The sequence below is a fragment of the Bradyrhizobium sp. ORS 285 genome (assembly GCF_900176205.1).
Taxonomy (GTDB): Bacteria; Pseudomonadota; Alphaproteobacteria; order Rhizobiales; family Xanthobacteraceae; genus Bradyrhizobium.
In genome coordinates this window covers 1,544,834-1,562,530 of sequence record NZ_LT859959.1, presented here as the reverse complement: position 1 = coordinate 1,562,530, position 17,697 = coordinate 1,544,834, and the positions used below count along the sequence as shown (strand labels likewise).

General features: G+C 66.4%; 14 protein-coding genes. 3 read left to right on the top strand and 11 right to left on the bottom strand.

Annotation, left to right across the window (positions count from 1 at the left end):
• The first annotated feature begins 18 nt into the window (after positions 1-18).
• The gene (locus BRAD285_RS06905; RefSeq protein ID WP_006615021.1) at positions 19-294 is read left to right on the top strand and encodes a FeoA domain-containing protein; all 276 of its coding nucleotides are present in this window, start codon (positions 19-21) and stop codon (positions 292-294) included.
• 18 nt (positions 295-312) lie between these two features.
• On the top strand, positions 313-2,190 hold the full coding sequence (gene feoB, locus BRAD285_RS06900) for a ferrous iron transport protein B (protein ID WP_006615020.1): 1,878 nt from the start codon (positions 313-315) through the stop codon (positions 2,188-2,190).
• Positions 2,191-2,211: 21 nt separating this feature from the next.
• On the opposite strand, the gene BRAD285_RS06895 is transcribed toward feoB, so the two are convergent.
• A complete protein-coding gene (locus BRAD285_RS06895) occupies positions 2,212-3,000 on the bottom strand; it encodes an NAD(P)H-dependent oxidoreductase (RefSeq protein WP_006615019.1) in 789 nt (262 codons plus the stop codon).
• An 88-nt stretch (positions 3,001-3,088) separates the two neighbouring features.
• Between BRAD285_RS06895 and BRAD285_RS06890 the strand changes: the two genes are divergently transcribed.
• Positions 3,089-4,012, top strand: a complete 924-nt coding sequence (locus tag BRAD285_RS06890) for a LysR family transcriptional regulator (RefSeq protein ID WP_006615018.1) — start codon at positions 3,089-3,091, stop codon at positions 4,010-4,012.
• 1 nt (position 4,013) lies between these two features.
• Here BRAD285_RS06890 and BRAD285_RS06885 read toward each other — a convergent pair whose 3' ends face one another.
• The 10 genes from BRAD285_RS06885 to BRAD285_RS06840 all read right to left on the bottom strand — a co-directional run bounded on the left by BRAD285_RS06885 (position 4,014) and on the right by BRAD285_RS06840 (position 17,696).
• On the bottom strand, positions 4,014-5,885 hold the full coding sequence (locus tag BRAD285_RS06885) for a bifunctional sugar phosphate isomerase/epimerase/4-hydroxyphenylpyruvate dioxygenase family protein (protein ID WP_006615017.1): 1,872 nt from the start codon (positions 5,883-5,885) through the stop codon (positions 4,014-4,016).
• Complete coding sequence (locus BRAD285_RS06880; protein ID WP_006615016.1) at positions 5,882-6,619, bottom strand: ABC transporter ATP-binding protein; 738 nt, start codon at positions 6,617-6,619, stop codon at positions 5,882-5,884. Before BRAD285_RS06880 ends, BRAD285_RS06885 begins: the two co-directional genes overlap by 4 nt.
• Positions 6,620-6,630: 11 nt before the next feature.
• Complete coding sequence (locus BRAD285_RS06875; protein ID WP_006615015.1) at positions 6,631-7,374, bottom strand: ABC transporter ATP-binding protein; 744 nt, start codon at positions 7,372-7,374, stop codon at positions 6,631-6,633.
• Positions 7,371-8,369, bottom strand: coding sequence for a branched-chain amino acid ABC transporter permease (locus BRAD285_RS06870; RefSeq protein WP_006615014.1), 999 nt, complete (start codon positions 8,367-8,369; stop codon positions 7,371-7,373). Before BRAD285_RS06870 ends, BRAD285_RS06875 begins: the two co-directional genes overlap by 4 nt.
• On the bottom strand, positions 8,366-9,241 hold the full coding sequence (locus BRAD285_RS06865; RefSeq protein WP_006615013.1) for a branched-chain amino acid ABC transporter permease: 876 nt from the start codon (positions 9,239-9,241) through the stop codon (positions 8,366-8,368). Before BRAD285_RS06865 ends, BRAD285_RS06870 begins: the two co-directional genes overlap by 4 nt.
• 75 nt (positions 9,242-9,316) lie before the next feature.
• Positions 9,317-10,456, bottom strand: coding sequence for an ABC transporter substrate-binding protein (locus BRAD285_RS06860; protein WP_006615012.1), 1,140 nt, complete (start codon positions 10,454-10,456; stop codon positions 9,317-9,319).
• Positions 10,457-10,535: 79 nt separating this feature from the next.
• Entirely contained in the window at positions 10,536-11,417 is an 882-nt protein-coding gene (locus tag BRAD285_RS06855; RefSeq protein ID WP_006615011.1) for a shikimate dehydrogenase, read from the bottom strand.
• A gap of 122 nt (positions 11,418-11,539) precedes the next feature.
• Positions 11,540-12,484 carry a LysR family transcriptional regulator gene (locus BRAD285_RS06850; RefSeq protein ID WP_006615010.1) on the bottom strand — a complete coding sequence of 315 codons (945 nt, stop codon included), beginning with the start codon at positions 12,482-12,484 and terminating at the stop codon, positions 11,540-11,542.
• Positions 12,485-12,509: 25 nt separating this feature from the next.
• Entirely contained in the window at positions 12,510-16,289 is a 3,780-nt protein-coding gene (locus BRAD285_RS06845) for an AsmA-like C-terminal region-containing protein (RefSeq protein WP_087877629.1), read from the bottom strand.
• Between the two features lie 174 nt (positions 16,290-16,463).
• A complete protein-coding gene (locus BRAD285_RS06840; protein WP_006611389.1) occupies positions 16,464-17,696 on the bottom strand; it encodes a cytochrome P450 in 1,233 nt (410 codons plus the stop codon).
• Position 17,697: the final 1 nt, after the last annotated feature.

Genomic DNA, 17,697 nt, shown 5'->3' with positions numbered 1-17,697 from the left:
CGATTGAAAATACAGGCTATGAGCGAAATCTGCGAGACACGGCCGCCTCTGCCGCTTGGTCTGGCCCGGCGAGGCTATACCGGAACCATTCAGCATCTTGCGGCTGGGGGCACGACATCGTCCCTGCCGGATGTCGAGCTGGAGAGCCGGCTGATCGAACTGGGCTTCGTCGAGGGCGCCCGGGTCGAGATTCTGCATGAGGGCATCGTCGGGCGTGACCCGATTGCCGTCCGTGTCGACAACATCACCGTCGCGGTCCGCCGGCGCGAGGCCATGGCCGTCATCGTGGCATAGGCCGCGGAAAGCGTCGTCATGGAAAGCCCTCTGCTGCATCTGGCCCTGGTGGGGACACCCAACAGTGGCAAGACCTCCCTATTCAACGCGCTGACGGGAAGCCGTCAGAAGGTCGCGAACTATCCTGGCGTCACTGTCGAGCGCAAAGAGGGCGCGTTCGTGACGCCGCAAGGGCGCCAGGTCTCGCTGGTCGACCTTCCCGGCACCTACTCGCTGCGCGGTCGCAGTCCGGACGAGGAGATCACCCGCGATTTCGTCCTGGGACGCGCGACCGGCGAGGTTTTGCCCGACCTGGTGCTGTGCGTTGCCGACTCAACCAATCTCAGGTTGACGATCCGTCTTCTTCTCGAGCTAAAGAGCACCGGGCGGCCGCTGGCGCTGGTGCTCAACATGTTCGACATCGCCAAGCGGCGTGGCGTCACGGTGGACGTCGCCGCCCTGTCGCAAGCGCTGGGCGTGCCGGTCGTGACCTCGATCGCGGTCCGCAAGGGCGGCACCGATGATTTGCTGCAGCTGACCGACCAGCTGTTGTCACAAGCCGATGCAGCCGCGGGCGATCGCGCCAACACCTGGCGTCCCCTCACCGTGCCGGAGCTGCGCGCCACCCAGCGCGAGGCCGACCGCATCATCGCGGCGACCGTCAGCCTGCCCGAGCGCCCGGACACCTGGACCGCCCGCATCGACGCGGTCGCGCTGCATCCGGTCGGCGGCCTGTTCATCCTGCTCGCGATCCTGTTCGTGATGTTCCAGGCGGTGTTTGCCTGGGCCCAACCTTTGATGCAGCTGCTGTCGGCGGCGTTCGACGCGCTAGGCGGGCTCGTGCATGATCAGCTGCCCGAGGGCCTGCTGCAGAGCTTCCTGCAGAACGGCGTGATTTCCGGCGTCGGCAGCGTCATCGTCTTCCTGCCGCAGATCATCATCATCTTCCTGTTCATTCTGCTGCTGGAAGATTTCGGCTACATGGCGCGCGCGGCGTTCCTGATGGACCGCATCATGGGCGGCGCCGGGCTGCATGGCCGCGCCTTCATCCCGCTGCTCTCGAGCTTTGCCTGCGCCATTCCCGGCATCATGGCGACGCGCGTGATCGACAATCGCCGCGACCGCCTCACGACCATCCTGATCGCGCCGCTGATGACCTGCTCGGCGCGGATCCCGGTCTATACGCTGATCATCTCGGCCTTCATTCCTCCGACCAAGGTGTGGGGCCTAGTCAACCTGCAGGGCCTCGTGATGTTCGGGCTCTACGCCGCGGGCATCGTCAGCGCGCTGCTGGTGTCATTCCTGGTCAAGTTCTTCATGATGCGCGACTACCAGCCGGCGCCCTTCATGCTGGAGCTGCCGGACTACAAGCTGCCCAGGCTGCGCGGGATCGCGATCGGCATCTACACCCGCGCCAAGATGTTCCTGCAGCGCGCCGGCACCACGATCTTCGCGATGATGGTGCTGATCTGGTTCCTGGCCTCGTTTCCACAGCCCCCGGAAGGCGCGACGGAGCCGGCAATCAATTACAGCCTGGCCGCGATGATCGGCCAAGCGCTCGCGCCGCTGCTGACTCCTGTCGGCTTCAACTGGCAGATCGCGGTGGCGCTGGTGCCCGGCATGGCGGCCCGCGAGGTCGCCGTGGCGGCGCTCGGCACGGTCTATGCGATCGAAGGCGGCAAGGAAGCCGCCGAGCAGATCGGTCAGGTGCTGGCCAGCAAATGGAGCCTTGCCACCGCGCTGGCGCTGCTCGCCTGGTACATCTTCGCCCCGCAATGTGCCTCGACGCTCGCCGTCATCCGCCGCGAAACCGGCAGCTGGCGCTGGATGGCCGTGACGTTCGTCTACATGTTCGCGCTCGCCTACGCGGCAGCGTTCGCGACCTACCATATCGCGGTGGCGATGGGCGCGGGCTGAAGTCTCCCGCGCCCGCTAGCATCATCGCGTCGCATCCACATGCAACGCGAAGCCACGCGCATCCGCATCACCGAGCTCGGGCCGCAGCTGCATCGACGGAATCAGATAGTCGCCGTGGTTCTGCCGCCGGTATGGGATCGGCTGATCCGTGAACAGCGTCCGCATCCGCCCGCGCAGCCGCTCGGCGATGTCAGCAAAACCCGCCTCATCGATCCGGCTGGCCTTGTGCGCGACGAAGGCCGGCAGCACGTCGAAGCCGGGATAAAACAGGATGCCGTGGTTGATCGGAAACAGGAGGTCGTCGATCGGCCCGTTGATGCCGCGCTCCGAATAGTGCTCCTCCCAGCCGCCGGTGGTCACGATCAGCATCGCACGCTTGCCGGCAAAGACGCCCTCGCCGTAGCGATTGCCCCAGCGCTTGTCGCTGTGCTCGCCAACGCCATAGGTGAAGCCGTAGGAGTAGACCCGGTCGACCCATCCCTTCAGGATGGCCGGCATCGTGAACCACCACAGCGGAAACTGCAGGATCACAGCGTCGGCCCATAGCAGCTTGTCCTGCTCGGCCCGAACGTCGTCGGTAAGCGTGTGCGTCTTGAAGGCTTCGCCCGATGCGGCGGCGACGTTCAGACGCGCATCTGTCGGCAACTGCGGGAAGTCGGCGCGGTCGGCGGCCGCCTTCCAGCCCATCGCGTAGAGGTCAGAGACCTTCACCTGATGGCCTTGGGCCTTGAGTTCGGCGACGGCGACGTCGCGCAGGGCGCCGTTGAGAGAGCGGGGTTCGGGGTGGGCAAAAACGAGCAGGACGTTCATGGCTGGATCCTCCTTGGAACTCGCCAAGACATAGACGTCTGCTCACTCATCCGCTATATGTGGTATATTGATAATATCATGCCGATTTATGGATAAATCAGACATCAGTCTCGTCAATATGCGCAGCTTCGTCCGGGTGGCGGAGCGCGGCAGTCTGTCAGCAGTCGCGCGCGAGCTCGGGATCGGCCAGTCCACCGTCTCGCGACACCTTCAGGAGCTGGAGGACACGATCGGCGTCCCGCTGCTCAGCCGCACCACCCGGCGCGTCACCCTGACCGACGAAGGCAGCCGCTATTACGCCAACTGCGTGCAGATCCTGCGCCTGATCGAGCAGGCCGGCGACGAGGCGCGTGGCGCGCGTGGGGCCGCGGCTGGCACGATCCGGATCTCCTGCACGGCGGCGTTCGGCATCCTCCACATCACGCGGCTCGTCTTCGCCTTTCAGGACCGCTATCCGGACATCGCGATCGATCTCAATCTGACCGACGAGCGCATCGACCTCGTGCGCGAGGGTGTCGACATCGCGCTGCGTCTGGCGCCGCTCACCGACAGCTCGCTGAAGCTGCGGTCGCTCGGCCACTCGCACCGCCTGCTGGTCGCCTCCCCCGATTATCTGGCGAGGCGCGGCACGCCACGCACGCCGCAGGAGCTGATCGGGCACGACGGCATCCGCATGACCAATGTCGCGGGCAGCGAGTTACTCGTCCTGATGGGGCCGGACGGCGTGCGTCACGAGGTGCCGTTCAGAAGCTGCTTCCGCACCAATCACGGATTAGGGGTTCGAGAGGCCGTGCTGGCTGGCCGCGGCATCGGGGCGAGCCATGCCTGGCTGGTCGACGATCTCATTGCGACGGGCAGGCTGACGGTCATCCTGCCCGACCACCGTCTGTCATCGACGCCTCTCAACATGCTGATCGTGCCGGAGCGCGCCGGCATCGCACGCGTGCGCCTGCTGATCGACTATCTCGCCGAGCAGATCGCCCGGCTGCCGGGCATCCGGCCGGAGCCGTGAGCTAAAGCCGCGGCATCGTGTCCGGTCGCACCTCGCGCGCCTGCGCGGCCAGCCGGATCGACGCGTTCGGAGCGCCGAAGCCTTGGTAGTTGCGACGCTGCACGATCTCGAAGAAGAAGCGCTCCTCGAAGATGTGGGTGTAGACCTGGAAGAACTCGGCGTCGCCGTCGCGGTCGTACAGGATCTCGTTGGCGCGTAGCGCGGCGATCGTCTCGGGCGCGAGATCGTATTTGGCTTCGAGATCGTCGTAGTAGTTGTCGGGAATGTCCAGGAAGCCGGCGCCGCGGGCGCGCATCTCGGCGACGGCTGCAAAGATGTCGTCGCAGGCAAACGCGATGTGCTGCACGCCGGAACCGAAGAACTCCGAGATGAAGCGCGACGACAGCGTGCGCGTCGCCGTGGAGCCGTTGAGGATGAAGCGCAGGCTGCGATCGCCGTTGACGATCGCCTGGCTCTGCACCAGGCCCCGGGGGTCGGCGATCTCCATCTGCGGCAGACGCGAGAAGTCGATGATCCCCGCGTAGAACAAAAGCCAGGACAACATTTCCTCGTGTGGCATTGACTGCGCGATGTGATCCACTGCCAGAAGACGGTCGGTCGACTTGTCGCTAGCGACGGCTTCGAAGTCGACGTCCCAGTGACGGCCGCGAGTGTCGAGGAAATACAGCAGGCTGCCGCCGACGCCGTGGATCGCCGGGATTTCCAGCTCCCCCGGGCCGACCGGCTGCGTGAAGGTGCGTGTCTTCAGCGACTGCGCCCGCGCCATGGCGCGATCGGCGCTGTCGACGTCGAGCGCGAGCGCGCAGACGCCGGCACCATGCGTGACATAATGCGAATGCGCAAAGCTAGCCGGCTCGCAATTGATCACGAGCTCGATTGCGCCCTGTGACCAGCGCTGCACCGCCTTGCTGCGATGCTGCCCCGTCTTGCGGAAGCCGAGCTGGCCAAACAATGTCGCCAGCGACTCCGCCTTATCAGCGCTCACGGCGAACTCGACGAAGCCGATGCCGTGGCTCGTCACGCGCGGTTCGAACCGAGGCTCGGATGCGGCCGGCAGTTTGCCAGCGAGATCATCCTGCAGCAGAAGCAGCGAGCGCATGCCGTCGAGCGCCGTGCGCGGCGCCGAGCCGGCACGGAACTGGTCGTTGAAAATCTCCAGCGACAGCGGTCCGGAATAGCCGGTCGCGGCGATCGCCTCCATGAATTCTCCGACCGGCAGATCGCCCTGGCCCGGGAAGCTGCGGAAATGCCGGCTCCAGGACAGCACGTCGAGCTCGAGCTTCGGCGCATCCGCGAGCTGCACCAGAAAGATCTTGTCGGCGGGAATTGCGCGGATCGCATTGGTCGGCAGCGATGGCGCTAGCGCGTGAAAACTGTCCAGGATGACGCCGATCGCCTTGTGATCGGCGCGGCGCACGATCTCCCAGGCATCGCGATAGTCATGGACGTGACGACCCCAGGCCAAGGCCTCGTAGCCGACGCGCAGGCCGCGCCTGGCCGCGCGCTCACCGAGCTCGTGGAAATCGGCGGCCGCGCGGTCGATGCCGCCGAGCGAGAGTGGCGAGACGCTGCTGCAGATCAGCAGCAGATCGGTGCCGAGCTCCTGCATCAGGTCGAACTTGCGCTCGGCGCGGATGAAATTGCGCGCACGCTGCGGCTCCGGCATGCCCTCGAAATCACGGAACGGCTGATAGGCGCAGATCGCAAGCCCAAGGTCGCGGCACATCTGCCCGATCTCGCGCGGGCGCATGCCGAAGGCGACGAGATCATTCTCGAAGATCTCGACCATCTCGAAGCCGGCGGCGGCGATCGCCTTGAGCTTCTCGTCGAGCGCGCCTGAGATGGAGACCGTTGCAATCGAGCGCTGGTTCATGCCGCGGTCTCCTCCATCGCGCCGCCCAGGAACAGCTGGCCGATGCGCGGATCGGCAAGCACGCGGTCCGCCTTGTCGATGATCCGGGTACGGCCGAGCTCGAGCACGATGCCGTAGTCGGAAATCTCCAACGCCGAGCGCGCATTTTGCTCGATCAGGAGCACGGAGACGCCTTTGTCGCGCAGCTGCTTCAGCATGTCGAACGTCTGCTGCGCCATCAGCGGTGACAGGCCGATCGAAGGTTCGTCGATCAGCGCCAGCTGAGGCTCGAGCAGCAGCCCGCGCGCGATCTCGAGCTGCTTCTGTTCGCCGCCCGACAATGTCGAGGCCTGCCGATCCGCCTTCTTGCGCAACACAGGAAAGACGTCGAGCGCCGCTTCGACGCGGGCCGGAAGATCGATGGTGGCGGGCGCCGCCACGCCGCCGAGCTCGATGTTATGACGCACCGACAGCTCGCCAAAAATGTTGCGACCCTGCGGGATGTAGCAGATGCCGGCGCCAAGCAGCGCGCGCTGGCTGAGGCCGGTCACGTCGCGGCCCTTGAAGACCACCTTGCCGTCACGGAGCTTCAGGAGACCGAAGATCGCCTTGAACACGGTCGATTTGCCGGCGCCGTTCGGTCCGATCACTGTGGTGATCGATCCCTTCGGCACCGAGAAGGTCGTGCCGTTGAGGATGGTCATCTTGCCGTAGCCGCCGACGAGGTTCTGGACGTCGAGAATGGGTTCGCTCACGGCCGTCTCCGTCAGTGTCCGAGATAGGCTTCGATCACGGCCGGATTGGCCCTGATCTCGTCGGGCTTGCCGATCGCCAGCACCTTGCCTTCCGCCATCACCATGACGCGCGAGCACAGCGACATCACGAACTCCATATTGTGCTCGATCACGACGAAGGTGGCGCGGCGCTCGCGGTTGATCGCAATCAGCCGCTCCTTGAGATCGCCGAGCATCGTCGGATTGACGCCGCCCGCGGGCTCGTCGAGCAGCACGAGGCGCGGACCGCCCATGAAGGCCATGGCGGCATCGAGCAGCTTCTGCTGGCCATAGGACAGGCCACCGGCCGGCTCATTGGCGAGGTGCTCCAGCTTGAAGAAGCCGATCATCTGGTCAGCTGTTGGTGTGAGGCCGGCGTCCGACGGTCCGAACAGGCGCGACAGCATGCTGCCGCGATGCTCCTGTCCCGCAAGGATCAGATTGTCGCGCACCGAGAGTTTTGGGAACACTTGCAGCAGCTGGAAGGTGCGGCTGACGCCGAGCCGGTTGAGCTCCGCCGGCCGCTGCCCGGTGACGAGCTTGCCGTCGACTCGCACCTCGCCCGCGCTCGGCACGAGCTGGCCGAGGATGCAGTTGAACAAGGTCGACTTGCCACAGCCATTGGGGCCGATCAGGCCGAGGATCTCGCCCTCCTGAACGTCGAAGCTGACGCCATCGACGGCGGTGATGCCGCCGAAGCTCTTCTTGACGTCGCGAACGTCGAGGACTGCGGTCATTGCGCGGCCTCCAGCTTGGATTGCGCAGCGGCGCGCAGCGCCGAGGCCGCCTGGGTCCGCCGTGAGCTGAGATAGCGATCGAGAATGCCGAGAATGCCGGTCGGCGAGTAGATCAACAGCGCGATGACAGCGAGCGCATAGAGCATCAGATAGTAGCCCTCCGCGACGCGCAGCCATTCCGGCAGCAGCACCGCGATCATCGCGCCGAGGAACGGCCCCAGCATGAAGCCGGCCCCGCCGACGATGACCATCATCAGGAGATCGAGCGAGAGCTGCAGGTTGAACGGCACGGGATCGACATATTGCGTCAGCGGCGCATAGAGCACGCCGGCGATGCCGCCGAGCACCGAACCGATCGCGAACGCCATCAACGTGTAACGCCGGGTGTCGATGCCGAGCGACTGCGCGCGAATCGGATTCTCACGCAGCGCCATGAAGGCGCGGCCCCAGGGCGAGCGGATCAGCCACCACATCGCGAGCGTGACGAGGCCGAGTGATCCGAGGCAGAGATAATAGAACGGCAGCGGCTTGCGGGTGGGAAAGCCGAACACCTCGGGGCGGGGAATGTTGCTGATGCCGTAGATGCCGTTGGTGAGCCAGCTCTCGTTCCGGAACACCAGGAACATGAGTGTCGAGAAGGCCAGCGTCACGAAGGCGAGATAATGATGCTGCACACGCAGCGCCGGATAGCCGAGCAGCCAGCCGACGATGAAGCAGATCACGATGACGAGCCCGAGTGCCGCGATCAGCGGCCAGCCATGGGTGGTCAGTATCGCCGCGCCATAGGCGCCAATGCCGACGAAGGCGCCCTGCGCCAACGACACCTGCCCTGCATAGCCGAGCGTGAGGTTGAGCCCCATGGCCGCGATGGTCATGACAGCCCATTGGCTCAGGATGTACAGGCCGTAGCGGTTGAAGTTCATCGGGATGATGATCAGGCCGGCGATGACGACGACAGCCAGCGCGGCGAGGAGCAGTCTGCTGTGCTTGGTCATACCGTGCGCTCCTCGGCGCGACCGAGCAGACCCTGCGGCCGGAACAGGATGACCAGGATCAGCAGCACCATCGGAACGGCTGCGCGATACTGGGTGGAGACGTAGGCTGCTGCGAGGTTGTCGACGACGCCGATCAGCAGGCCTCCGGCGATGGCGCCGCGCACCTGGTTGAAGCCGCCGACGATCGCGGCGATGAAAGCCGCCTGACCGAGAACCTCGCCACTGGAAAACTTCGCCAGATAAATGGGGGTGATCAGCAGCGAGGCGAGCGCCACCAGCACGGCGTTGATCAGGAAGGTCAGCATGATCATGCGCTCGACCGGCACGCCGATGATGCGGGCCACCGTCGGGTTCTGCGCCGCCGCCTGCATCTGGTGGCCGAGCGAGGTGCGGTTCAAGAGCGTGGTCAGGCCGACAACCGCCAGAATCGCCACTGCGAGCACGCCGATACTCTGCAGCGAAATGGCGCGGCCAAGGATGGAGACGTCGCCGACCGGGACGATCGAGGGAAAGGGTGAGGCCTCGGCGCTGAAGAACTGCTTGACCGCTTCCTTGATCCCGATCGCAAGCGCCATGGTGGCGATCGCCAGCGGCAGCACGCCGTGCCGCAGCATCGGGTCGACCAGCAGCATCTTGAAGGCGAGCCCGAGCAGCAGCCCGGACAGCAGCACGCCGACGAGCACCGCAAGCCAGAACGGCGCGCCGAGATGCATCACCGCGAGCATCAGGAAGGCCGGCAGCATCACGAACTCGCCTTGCGCGAAGTTGATGGTCTGCGAGGTCTGCCACAGCAGCGTGAAGCCGACGGCAACGAGGGCGTAGATGGCGCCGGTGGCTAATCCCGCCACGATCAGGTCGAGCAGATTGGACATGGTTTCCCCGTGAGGCCTTGGGTGACGGCGGCACCGGACATCACCCGTTCCAGCACCGCCGATCGACCGGTCACGTCAGTTGAGCTTCGGCAGCACCTGCTTGACGACCTGCTTGCCCTCGACCACCTCGACCAGGAAGCCCTGACGATCGATGTCGCCGTTCTGATCGAAGGTGACGTCCATCAGGATGTTCGGTTCAGCCGAGGTCTTGATGGTGAGGCCGTGCAGCGTGTCCGCAAACGCCTTGGAGTCGACCTTGCCCATCTTCTCGGTCGTGGCCTTGACCATGTAGATCGCGAGATAGCCCTTCAGGCCGTTATGGTCGGGCACGTAGTTGTACTTCTTCACAAAGCGGTCGCGGAACGCCTTGATGGCCTCGACCGGCGCGTCGGTGGTCAGGCCGACATGGCCGCGGGCGCCGTTGGCGGCATCGCCGGCGAGCTCGATGACCTTCTGGCCGACCAGCGTGGTCTCGCCGATCAGCGGCGCGGTCACGCCCTGGCGCTTGATCTCCTTGAGGATGCGCGCGCTCTCTTCCTCGTTGACATAGATGAAGACCGCGTCCGGCGCCGCCGCCTTGATCTTGCTGACATCGGCGGCGAAGTCCGCCTGGCCCGCTTCGGTCGACAGATCAGCGGCGACCTTGATGCCGAGGCGGTTGAACTCCTTGGTGATGACGTCGCGTCCGCCGCGGCCGAAATCGTTGTTGACCCAGACCACCGCGACCGACTTCGCCTTGAGCTCGTCGTTGATGTACTTCGCGACCTTCGGCATCGAGGATTGCTGGCCGAACGAGGTGCGGAACAGGAACTTGTTGCCGGCCTGCGTGAGCTCGGCCGCCTCGCCGCCCATGATCTGGGCGATGCCGGCCTCGGCGGCGAGCGGCGCAGTCACCTTCACCGAGCCGGAATAGCCTGGCCCGAGCAACACGTAGGGCTCGCCATCGAGCGCCTTCTGCACCTGCGCGCGTGCCACGCCCGGGTTCGACTGCGAGTCGGCGTGGCTGACCTCGATCTTGCGGCCGAGGATGCCGCCCTTGGCATTGATCTCCTCGACGGCGAGGTCGATGCCGTTCTTCCAATTGGTGCCGACGGTAGCGCCACCGCCCGAGAGCTCGGCGACGTTGGCGATCTTGATGGGAGCGCCGGATTGCGCATAGGCGGCTCCGGACAGCAGCACGGCCGAGCACAGGCCAGCCAGGATGATCGATCTCACGTTGTTTCCTCCTCTGCTCTAAACGCTTGTTTGCGTTTCTTGCTTGAACGACTTGTTCCGCCGCGTATTGGCGGTCGGCTCAGGCGGCGTCAACCGCCTGATATCTCTCCGCCATGTGATTGTCGAAGGCCGCTCCCATCGCCTCGGTCGACGGCGCAAGCCCGGTGAAGAGCTCGAAGGCATCAGCGGCCTGGTAGATGGCGAGCTCGCGCCCGAGCAGCACCTGCGCCCCCCTGGCCTTTGCGGCCTTCAGCAGCGGCGTCCACAGCGGCGAATAGACGGCGTCCGCGACCCAGAGATCGGCGCGCAGCAGATGATCAGGCACCGGCGTACCGCGGTTCGGCAGCATCCCGATCGGCGTGCCATTGACGACGCCGGCCACGCCCTGCAGGGCCTCTTCGACGCTCTCGGCGATCACCGCTTCCATGCCTGCCGGCAATGAGCTCGTGAGCTTTTCGACGCGCGTGCGCTCGGTGTCGTAGATGCGCAGGCCGGCAACACCGAGGTTCGCAAGCGCGAAGGCGATCGCCTTGCCGACGCCGCCCGCGCCGATCAGCGCCACCACGCCGCGGCCGGACTGAGCGACCAGCGGCGCCACGGCGCGTTCGAAGCCAGTGGTATCGGTGTTGTGGCCGATCAGCCGTCCATCACGCACGACGACGGTATTGACCGCCCCCATCGCAGCCGCCTTCGGCGCGAGCTCGTCGAGCAGCTCGACCACGGCTTCCTTGTAGGGATAGGTCACGTTGACGCCGGCAAATCCGAGCTGGCGAACGCCCTCCAGCAGCATCTTCAGACCCGCGCGGTCGGCGCCGGCCACCTCGATCAGCTGATAGTGGCAGCGCACGCCGAGCGCGGCCGCAGCATGCTCGTGCATGGCGGGAGAGGCCGAATGCGCGATCGGCGCACCGATCAAGCCGGTCAGGAATTTGCGGGCTTTGAGCGCGGAAAGATCAGGCACGTTCGCTTCAGTCTCGTCTACAGCTCGCGCGATCGCCGCGGGAGCGATGAAGGTCGCCGCAGACGATAGCGCGTCCGCCGGCTAACACAATTACCCAAATATCCGCCAAACCTAACATTATGTTATCTTTTTCCGGGGGCTGCTTTTTTTGCAGCCTTCGCAGCCTGACGGCGGCCCGGCTCGAGCGCGCGCATCTCCGAGCGCAGGCAATCGATGAAGTGCTCGGCATAAAGCGACAGCGGCGTGCCGCCCTTGACGGCGATGTAGGTGTCGAAGCGCGTTGGCTCGGCGATCTTGATCAGCTCGACGCCGGGATAGCCGCCATGGGCGACGGTGAACTGATCGATCACGGCGATGCCGAGGCCCGCCTTCACCAACGCGCACACGGTGGTGCCGAAGCGCGCCTTGATCGAGATGTTGTAGCTGAGTTTGTTGCGCGCGAAGATCTCGGCCATGATGCGGCCGTAAGGATCGTTGGGATCGATGCCGATCAGCGGATAGCGCGTCATCTCCGCCGCCGACACCTGCTTGCGGCCGGCGAGCTCATGGCCCTCAGGCACAATGCAGAACAACTCGCCCGAGGCCAGCGGCATGAATTCCAGGCCGGAATGGTCGAGCCGGTAGCTCATCGCCACGCACTCGCCCTTGCCGAGCATCAGATAGTCGATCGCCTCCTCGATCTTGAGGATGTTGATGTCGATGCCGAGATCGGGATAGCGGCGGCGGACGCGCTCGATCGCACGCGGCACCATCACCTGGGAAATGCTCGGCACCGAGCCGACGCGGAGTTCGGATAGCGCGCCGCGGCCGATGTTGGAGATGATGTAGCTGAGATCGTCGACCTTCTCGTAGACGCTGTTGATCTGCTCGAAGATGTTCTGCGCTTCCGGGGTCGGGAAGTAGCGGCCGTTCTGGCGCTGGAAAAAGCGGATGCCGAGCGAGCGCTCGGTGTATTTCACGAGCCGGCTGACGCCGGGCGCCGACACTTTCAGCAGCCGCGCCGCGCCGTTGATGGTTCCGGTGACCATCACTGCGCGGATGACCTCGACCTGGCGCAGCGTCATCATCGGCGCAGCTCCGGCAGACCGGAGGTCACGGGCTGCCTGGCGGCGTCAGCACGACTGGCGGACGCGGCACCGGCCGCGGTCGCGGCGGCAGCACGCCGGGCGCAGGCTTGATCTCGACCGGCGGCGGCAGCGGCGCTAGCTGAGACTGGCTCGCGACGGGCGGCACGGTCGACGCCTGCGGAGCTGCTGCCGGCGGCGCGGCGGGAGCAGATTGCGGCGTCGCGAGCGGCGGCACGGCCGGGCGCGGGCCGCCGATCTTGGCGCGCGGATCGCGCCGCGGATCACGTCCCGGCACCGGCACGTCGATGGCATTGGGGGTAGTCGGCGCCGCCTCCGCGCCCGGGAGCGACGCCGTCGACGACGGATAGGCCGGCGGCACCTCGCCGCGCGCGATCGCATCCAGACGCCGCGTTTCGCGGTCGATCGCGCGCACCGCGAGCCAGGACGACAGCGATGTCACGTCGACCACGCGATTCAGCGCATCGGGCGTGCCCATCACGAACAGCTGCACCTCCGGCCGGCTGTTCGCATTGCCCACAGTGTTCGAACTCAGGCTGGCGCGGATGTCGGCCTGATCGGCCGGAATGTCGAAGCCGCCGGAGACGATCGCGCGCGCGCCTTGCGCCTCCAAGGTAGTGGCGCCGACGCGGACGCGGCCGTCGCGGATGATGAAGGGGATCTGCGCCGACGCGACCGACAACGTGCCCGACGCCAGCGCCGGCTCGACGACCTGCCGCAGCTTGGCGTCGTCAGTCACCTGCCCCGCATCGGCGGCGCGCAATGCGGCATCAAACGCGCGCGGATCGAGATTGACGATCGAGGCATTGTCGAGCGTCACGGTGCCGTTGCCGGAGAGCGCATTGACCAGGCCCTGCACGCTGCGACCTTCGGCAGCCAGCGTCATCTGCGCGGAGATCTTGCCCGCGGGCATCTTCAGATTGCGATAGCGCAGCGCATTGCCGTCGATGCCGGCGAGCTCGACGCGTCCGTTCAGGACGAGGCCGTTCGGATTGGGCCGCGCCTCGACGGTGGCGATGACGTCGCCGCCGCCGAGCTTGCCCTTGAGATTCTCAATGGTGACCGACTGGCCGTCGCTCTTGATCGCGCCGGCGAGCGGCCGCAGGTCGGTGCCGTTCAACACGGCGCCGCTCAGCGCCTGGAACGCGACGCGACCACGCCAGCCCTTTACGAGGCCGGCGCCCAGAGGCTCGGCCTGCTCGCGGCCGGCTGCGCCGACCAGCACCGCGAACACTTGCGGCACGTCGAGCGCGTCGAGCCCGACCTCGCCCTCGACCTGTTTGTCGTCGTCGAGATTCACCGCCAGCCGGCCGCGCAGCCGGGAGCCGCCGACCGTGCTGTCGATATCCTCCAGCGTGAGGCGGCCGCCGGACAGTCCGAGCTTGCCGAACAGGCGGATGTTCTGCGCCGCCGTGTCCTGCGGCTTTACGCCCAACAGCGGCGCCAGATTGGCATTGCGCAGCCGCAGATTGACGTTCGCCTTGGTGGCATCGCCCCACGGCTCGACCGTGCCCTGCGCGTCGCCGTCGAGGCCGATGCCGGAGAGTTTTGCGGTGACCCGCAACGGCGTCCGCCACCCGCCGGTCACGCTCGACTGGAATTCGGCCGGGCCGTTGCCGACGGCCGCGATCCGGTCGAGCCCGAGCAGCGCCAGCACCACATTGCCCTGCTCGGCAGAGATGCGGCTCTCGACGCCGAGCTCGGTGCGGTCGATCGCATCGACCTCGAAGCTGCGCAGCGCCGCAGCCGATGGCTTTGCGGTCAGCGTCGCCGAGCCCTTCAGTTGCGGCGCGTCGAGATCGAGCACCGCCTTGGCCTGGCTGCGGTCGGCATTGGCGGGATCCTTGGCGAGATCGAGCGTGAGCTTCAGCCGTGCTGCGCCGGGCGGCGTGGCGAGCGAATCGAAGCGCGCCGAGATCTGCGGCGCGAATGGCTGCACCAGCGCGGTGATCTCCTTGAGCGAGCCGGCCATCGACGTCACCGTCAGCCGTCCGGTGGCATCGGCGCGATCGAACCGGCCGGAGCCCTCGGTGGTCACGCCACCGCTCTGGCCGAACTTGATCTGGTCGACGGCGATCGTCTTCGGATCGTAGGACATCCGCGCGGTGAGCGGACGCAGCTCCTGGCCGCTCAACTTGGCGCGGCCGACATCCAGCGCGACGCTGGCCTCCGCCGGCCACTCGCCGGTGACGCCGACCAGCGAGCGCGTCACCGCCATCGCCGCGTCGAGATCGAGCCGGTCGCCCTTCAGCACCGCCTCGAACCGCGAGCCGGCGCCGGCCGCACGGTTGATCAGGGCGACGCGGCCGTCGACCGAACCGCCGTCGATATCGGCCTTCAGCCCATCGATCGCGATCCGCTCCGGCGCGACGTTGAGATCGCCGCGGATGCGCAGCGGACGCTGGGTTCGGTAGCTGTTATCGGTGCGGCCCTGCAGCCAGGCGACCAGCGCGTCCGGCTCGGAGGAGTCGAGATCGAGCGCACCGGTAAAGCCCGCGGTGACCGAGGTGGAGATGCCGATCGTCCGGAAGGTCAGGCGCGTCGAGCCCGGCGCGCGCAGGTCGACCTTCTCGAGGCTCCAGGCGGTCGGCTCGTTGTGCAGATCGGCAGTGAAGTTCTGCACCGGCCGGCCGGAGAGCATGATCTGCTCGGTGGAGAACTGCACGTTGGCCGGCATCGGCAATGTCGGCAGCTGGGCGATCCAGTTGCGCAGCGCCGGCAGCACCAGCGCAGGCGCGATGGCCCGCCGGTCCTTCACGTCGTCGCCGCCCGTGAGGAGCTTGTCGGCATCGAGCTGGCGTGCGGAGAGCGATGCCTTCAGCGTCGGGGTGGCACCGAAACGGATGTCGCCACTGCCGGCGAATTTCAGCGAGCGATCCTCCTGGCCGAAGCTGACCTCGATCTGGTCGAGCTTGGCCGAGGCCGGGTCCCCGACGATCTTGGTGGCGATGCGCCACGGCGTCGCGCCGGGGGCGAGGGTCGCGGACGTGGCCGCCTTGGCGGACGGCTCCTTCGCGGCCTGGTCCTTCGCCGGCTTCTCCTTGTCGGCAGCCGGCTCCTTTGGCGGTGACGACAGTGTCAGCGCGCCTTCGAACTTGGGCGCGCGGTTCGGAAAGCTGATCAGGCCCTCGACATCGGCCATGACCGGGCGCTCGCCGGGATCGATGTTGAGGTGGACGCGGAGGCCGTTGGAATCCTTGTCCTGGCTCGACGACAGCCGGAACGGATAGCGGCCGCCGCGGATCGAGACGGCGCCGTCGCCGCGCAGCGAGCCGGCCAGTGAACGGACGTCGCCGGAGAACACGATGTCGGTCAGCTCCAGGGTCGAGCGGCTGGCGGCGTCGTGCAGGGCGACGCGGCCGGTCAGGTTGAAGCGGTCGATCGCGAGCGCAGCGAGATTGAACTTGCCGGAGGCGGACGGCAGGTCGACCTGCCCCTTGGCGTCGAGGCCGAGATCCGCGGCCATGCCGCCGATGGTCAGCTCGTTCGCCCGCCACTCCCCGCGCATGAGGTCGCCGAGGCTGAACTCGACGTCGAGCTTGTCGGCGCGCAGCTTGCCGAGGTGGTTGGCGCCGCCGAAGGTGACCTGGCGCAGCCGCAAGGTCGGCGTCGGCAACAGCCGTGCGTCCAGCGCACCGGCGACCCGCACGGGCACGCCGATGATCTTGCCCGCCTCGGCCTCGAACTGCGGCCGGAACTGGTTCCAGTCGACGAAGTACGGGCCGATCAGCGCAGCAAGGAGCGCAAGGATGAAGGCAATCGCCAAGCCGAGCAGGGTCGTCTGCACGGGGTCTCCCTCAAAGGACAACGCCCCGGCGTCGCAAAGCCTTCAGCCCGCACGGCCGCGGCCCCACGGACGTCGATACCGGAGCGCTGCATCATATAGGATTAAGTATGGCGAAGTCACAGCGCTGTCGTTCTTTCCGGGGGCGTTGCACAACAACTCCGTTAACGGAAATGGTTACCAGTGCGCCGGCAGCCGCTTCAGGCCGCGCAGCACGAAGGTCGGACGCCAGTCCGGGTTGTCCGCGTCATCGAGCTTCAACTCCGGCAGCCGCCGCAGCAGGGTTCCGATCGCGACTTCCGCCTCGATCCGGGCGAGCTGCGCGCCCAGGCAATGGTGGATGCCGCCGCCGAACGACAGCGGCTTGACGTTCGCCCTGGTGATGTCGAGCTGCTCCGGATTGTCCGGATAAACAGCGGGATCGCGGTTGGCCGAGCCGAGCAGGCACAGCACGGTCTCGCCCGCGGGAATCCGGCGGCCGCCGAGATCCTCGATGTCCTCGAGCGCCACCCGCCCGGTGAGCTGCACCGAGGAATCGTAGCGCAGGAACTCCTCGATCGCATTGGTGATCAGCTCGGGACGCGCCTTCAACAGCGCCAGCTGCTCGGGATTGCGATACAGCGCCAGCAGGCCGTTACCGATCAGGTTGACCGTGGTCTCGTGTCCCGCGCCGAACAGCAGGATGATGTTGGCGGTGAGCTCCTCGTGGGAGAGCTTGGCGCCGTCCTCTTCCGCCTGCAGCAGCTGCGTGGTCAGGTCGTCGCCCGGCTGCTTGCGGCGCAGCTCGAACAGATGCTGGAAATACGCTCGGGAGACCGCGTTGCCGGCATTGCCCTCGGCGATCTCCGCCTTCGACAGCGGCACCGGCTCGAGCAGCCGCCCGCCCTCGCGCGAGCTCTTGTAGAACGCCTCGCGATGCTCCTCGGGGATTCCGAGCATGTCGCAAATCACCGTGACCGGAAGCTTGAAGGCGAAGTCCTCGATCAGGTCCATCTTGCCGTTCGGGATGATCTCGTCGAGCGTGGCATCGACGATCGCCTGGATGCGCGGCCGCATGTCCTCGACGCGGCGCGCGGTGAAGGCCTTCACCACGAGACCGCGCAAGCGGGTGTGATCCGGCGGATCCTGCTGCAGCATCCAATGGCTCATGCTGCGGAAGATCGGCTCGTTCATGATGTCAGGGCCGTAGCGGCGGATCGAGCGGGCGACGAAATCCTTGCCGAACCGCTTGTCACGCAGCACGAGGCTCGCTTCCGCGTGCCGGCTGGCGAGGAACGAGCCGAACGGCGTGACATGCACCGGATCATTGTCGCGGAGCTGCTGATAGAACGGATAGGGATTGCGGATGAACTCCGGCGACAGCGGATTGAACAGCGGCGCGGCTTTGGCAGCCTGGACATGCTCGTTCATG

Bases quoted from the DNA above. Each gene is read 5' to 3' on its own strand.
- BRAD285_RS06870 (WP_006615014.1), bottom strand. From the start codon at position 8,369: ATGACCAAGCACAGCAGACTGCTCCTCGCCGCGCTGGCTGTCGTCGTC.
- BRAD285_RS06905 (WP_006615021.1), top strand. From the start codon at position 19: ATGAGCGAAATCTGCGAGACACGGCCGCCTCTGCCGCTTGGTCTGGCC.
- BRAD285_RS06865 (WP_006615013.1), bottom strand. From the start codon at position 9,241: ATGTCCAATCTGCTCGACCTGATCGTGGCGGGATTAGCCACCGGCGCC.
- BRAD285_RS06850 (WP_006615010.1), bottom strand. From the start codon at position 12,484: ATGATGACGCTGCGCCAGGTCGAGGTCATCCGCGCAGTGATGGTCACC.
- feoB (WP_006615020.1), top strand. From the start codon at position 313: ATGGAAAGCCCTCTGCTGCATCTGGCCCTGGTGGGGACACCCAACAGT.
- BRAD285_RS06875 (WP_006615015.1), bottom strand. From the start codon at position 7,374: ATGACCGCAGTCCTCGACGTTCGCGACGTCAAGAAGAGCTTCGGCGGC.
- BRAD285_RS06840 (WP_006611389.1), bottom strand. From the start codon at position 17,696: ATGAACGAGCATGTCCAGGCTGCCAAAGCCGCGCCGCTGTTCAATCCG.
- BRAD285_RS06890 (WP_006615018.1), top strand. From the start codon at position 3,089: ATGGATAAATCAGACATCAGTCTCGTCAATATGCGCAGCTTCGTCCGG.
- BRAD285_RS06885 (WP_006615017.1), bottom strand. From the start codon at position 5,885: ATGAACCAGCGCTCGATTGCAACGGTCTCCATCTCAGGCGCGCTCGAC.
- BRAD285_RS06895 (WP_006615019.1), bottom strand. From the start codon at position 3,000: ATGAACGTCCTGCTCGTTTTTGCCCACCCCGAACCCCGCTCTCTCAAC.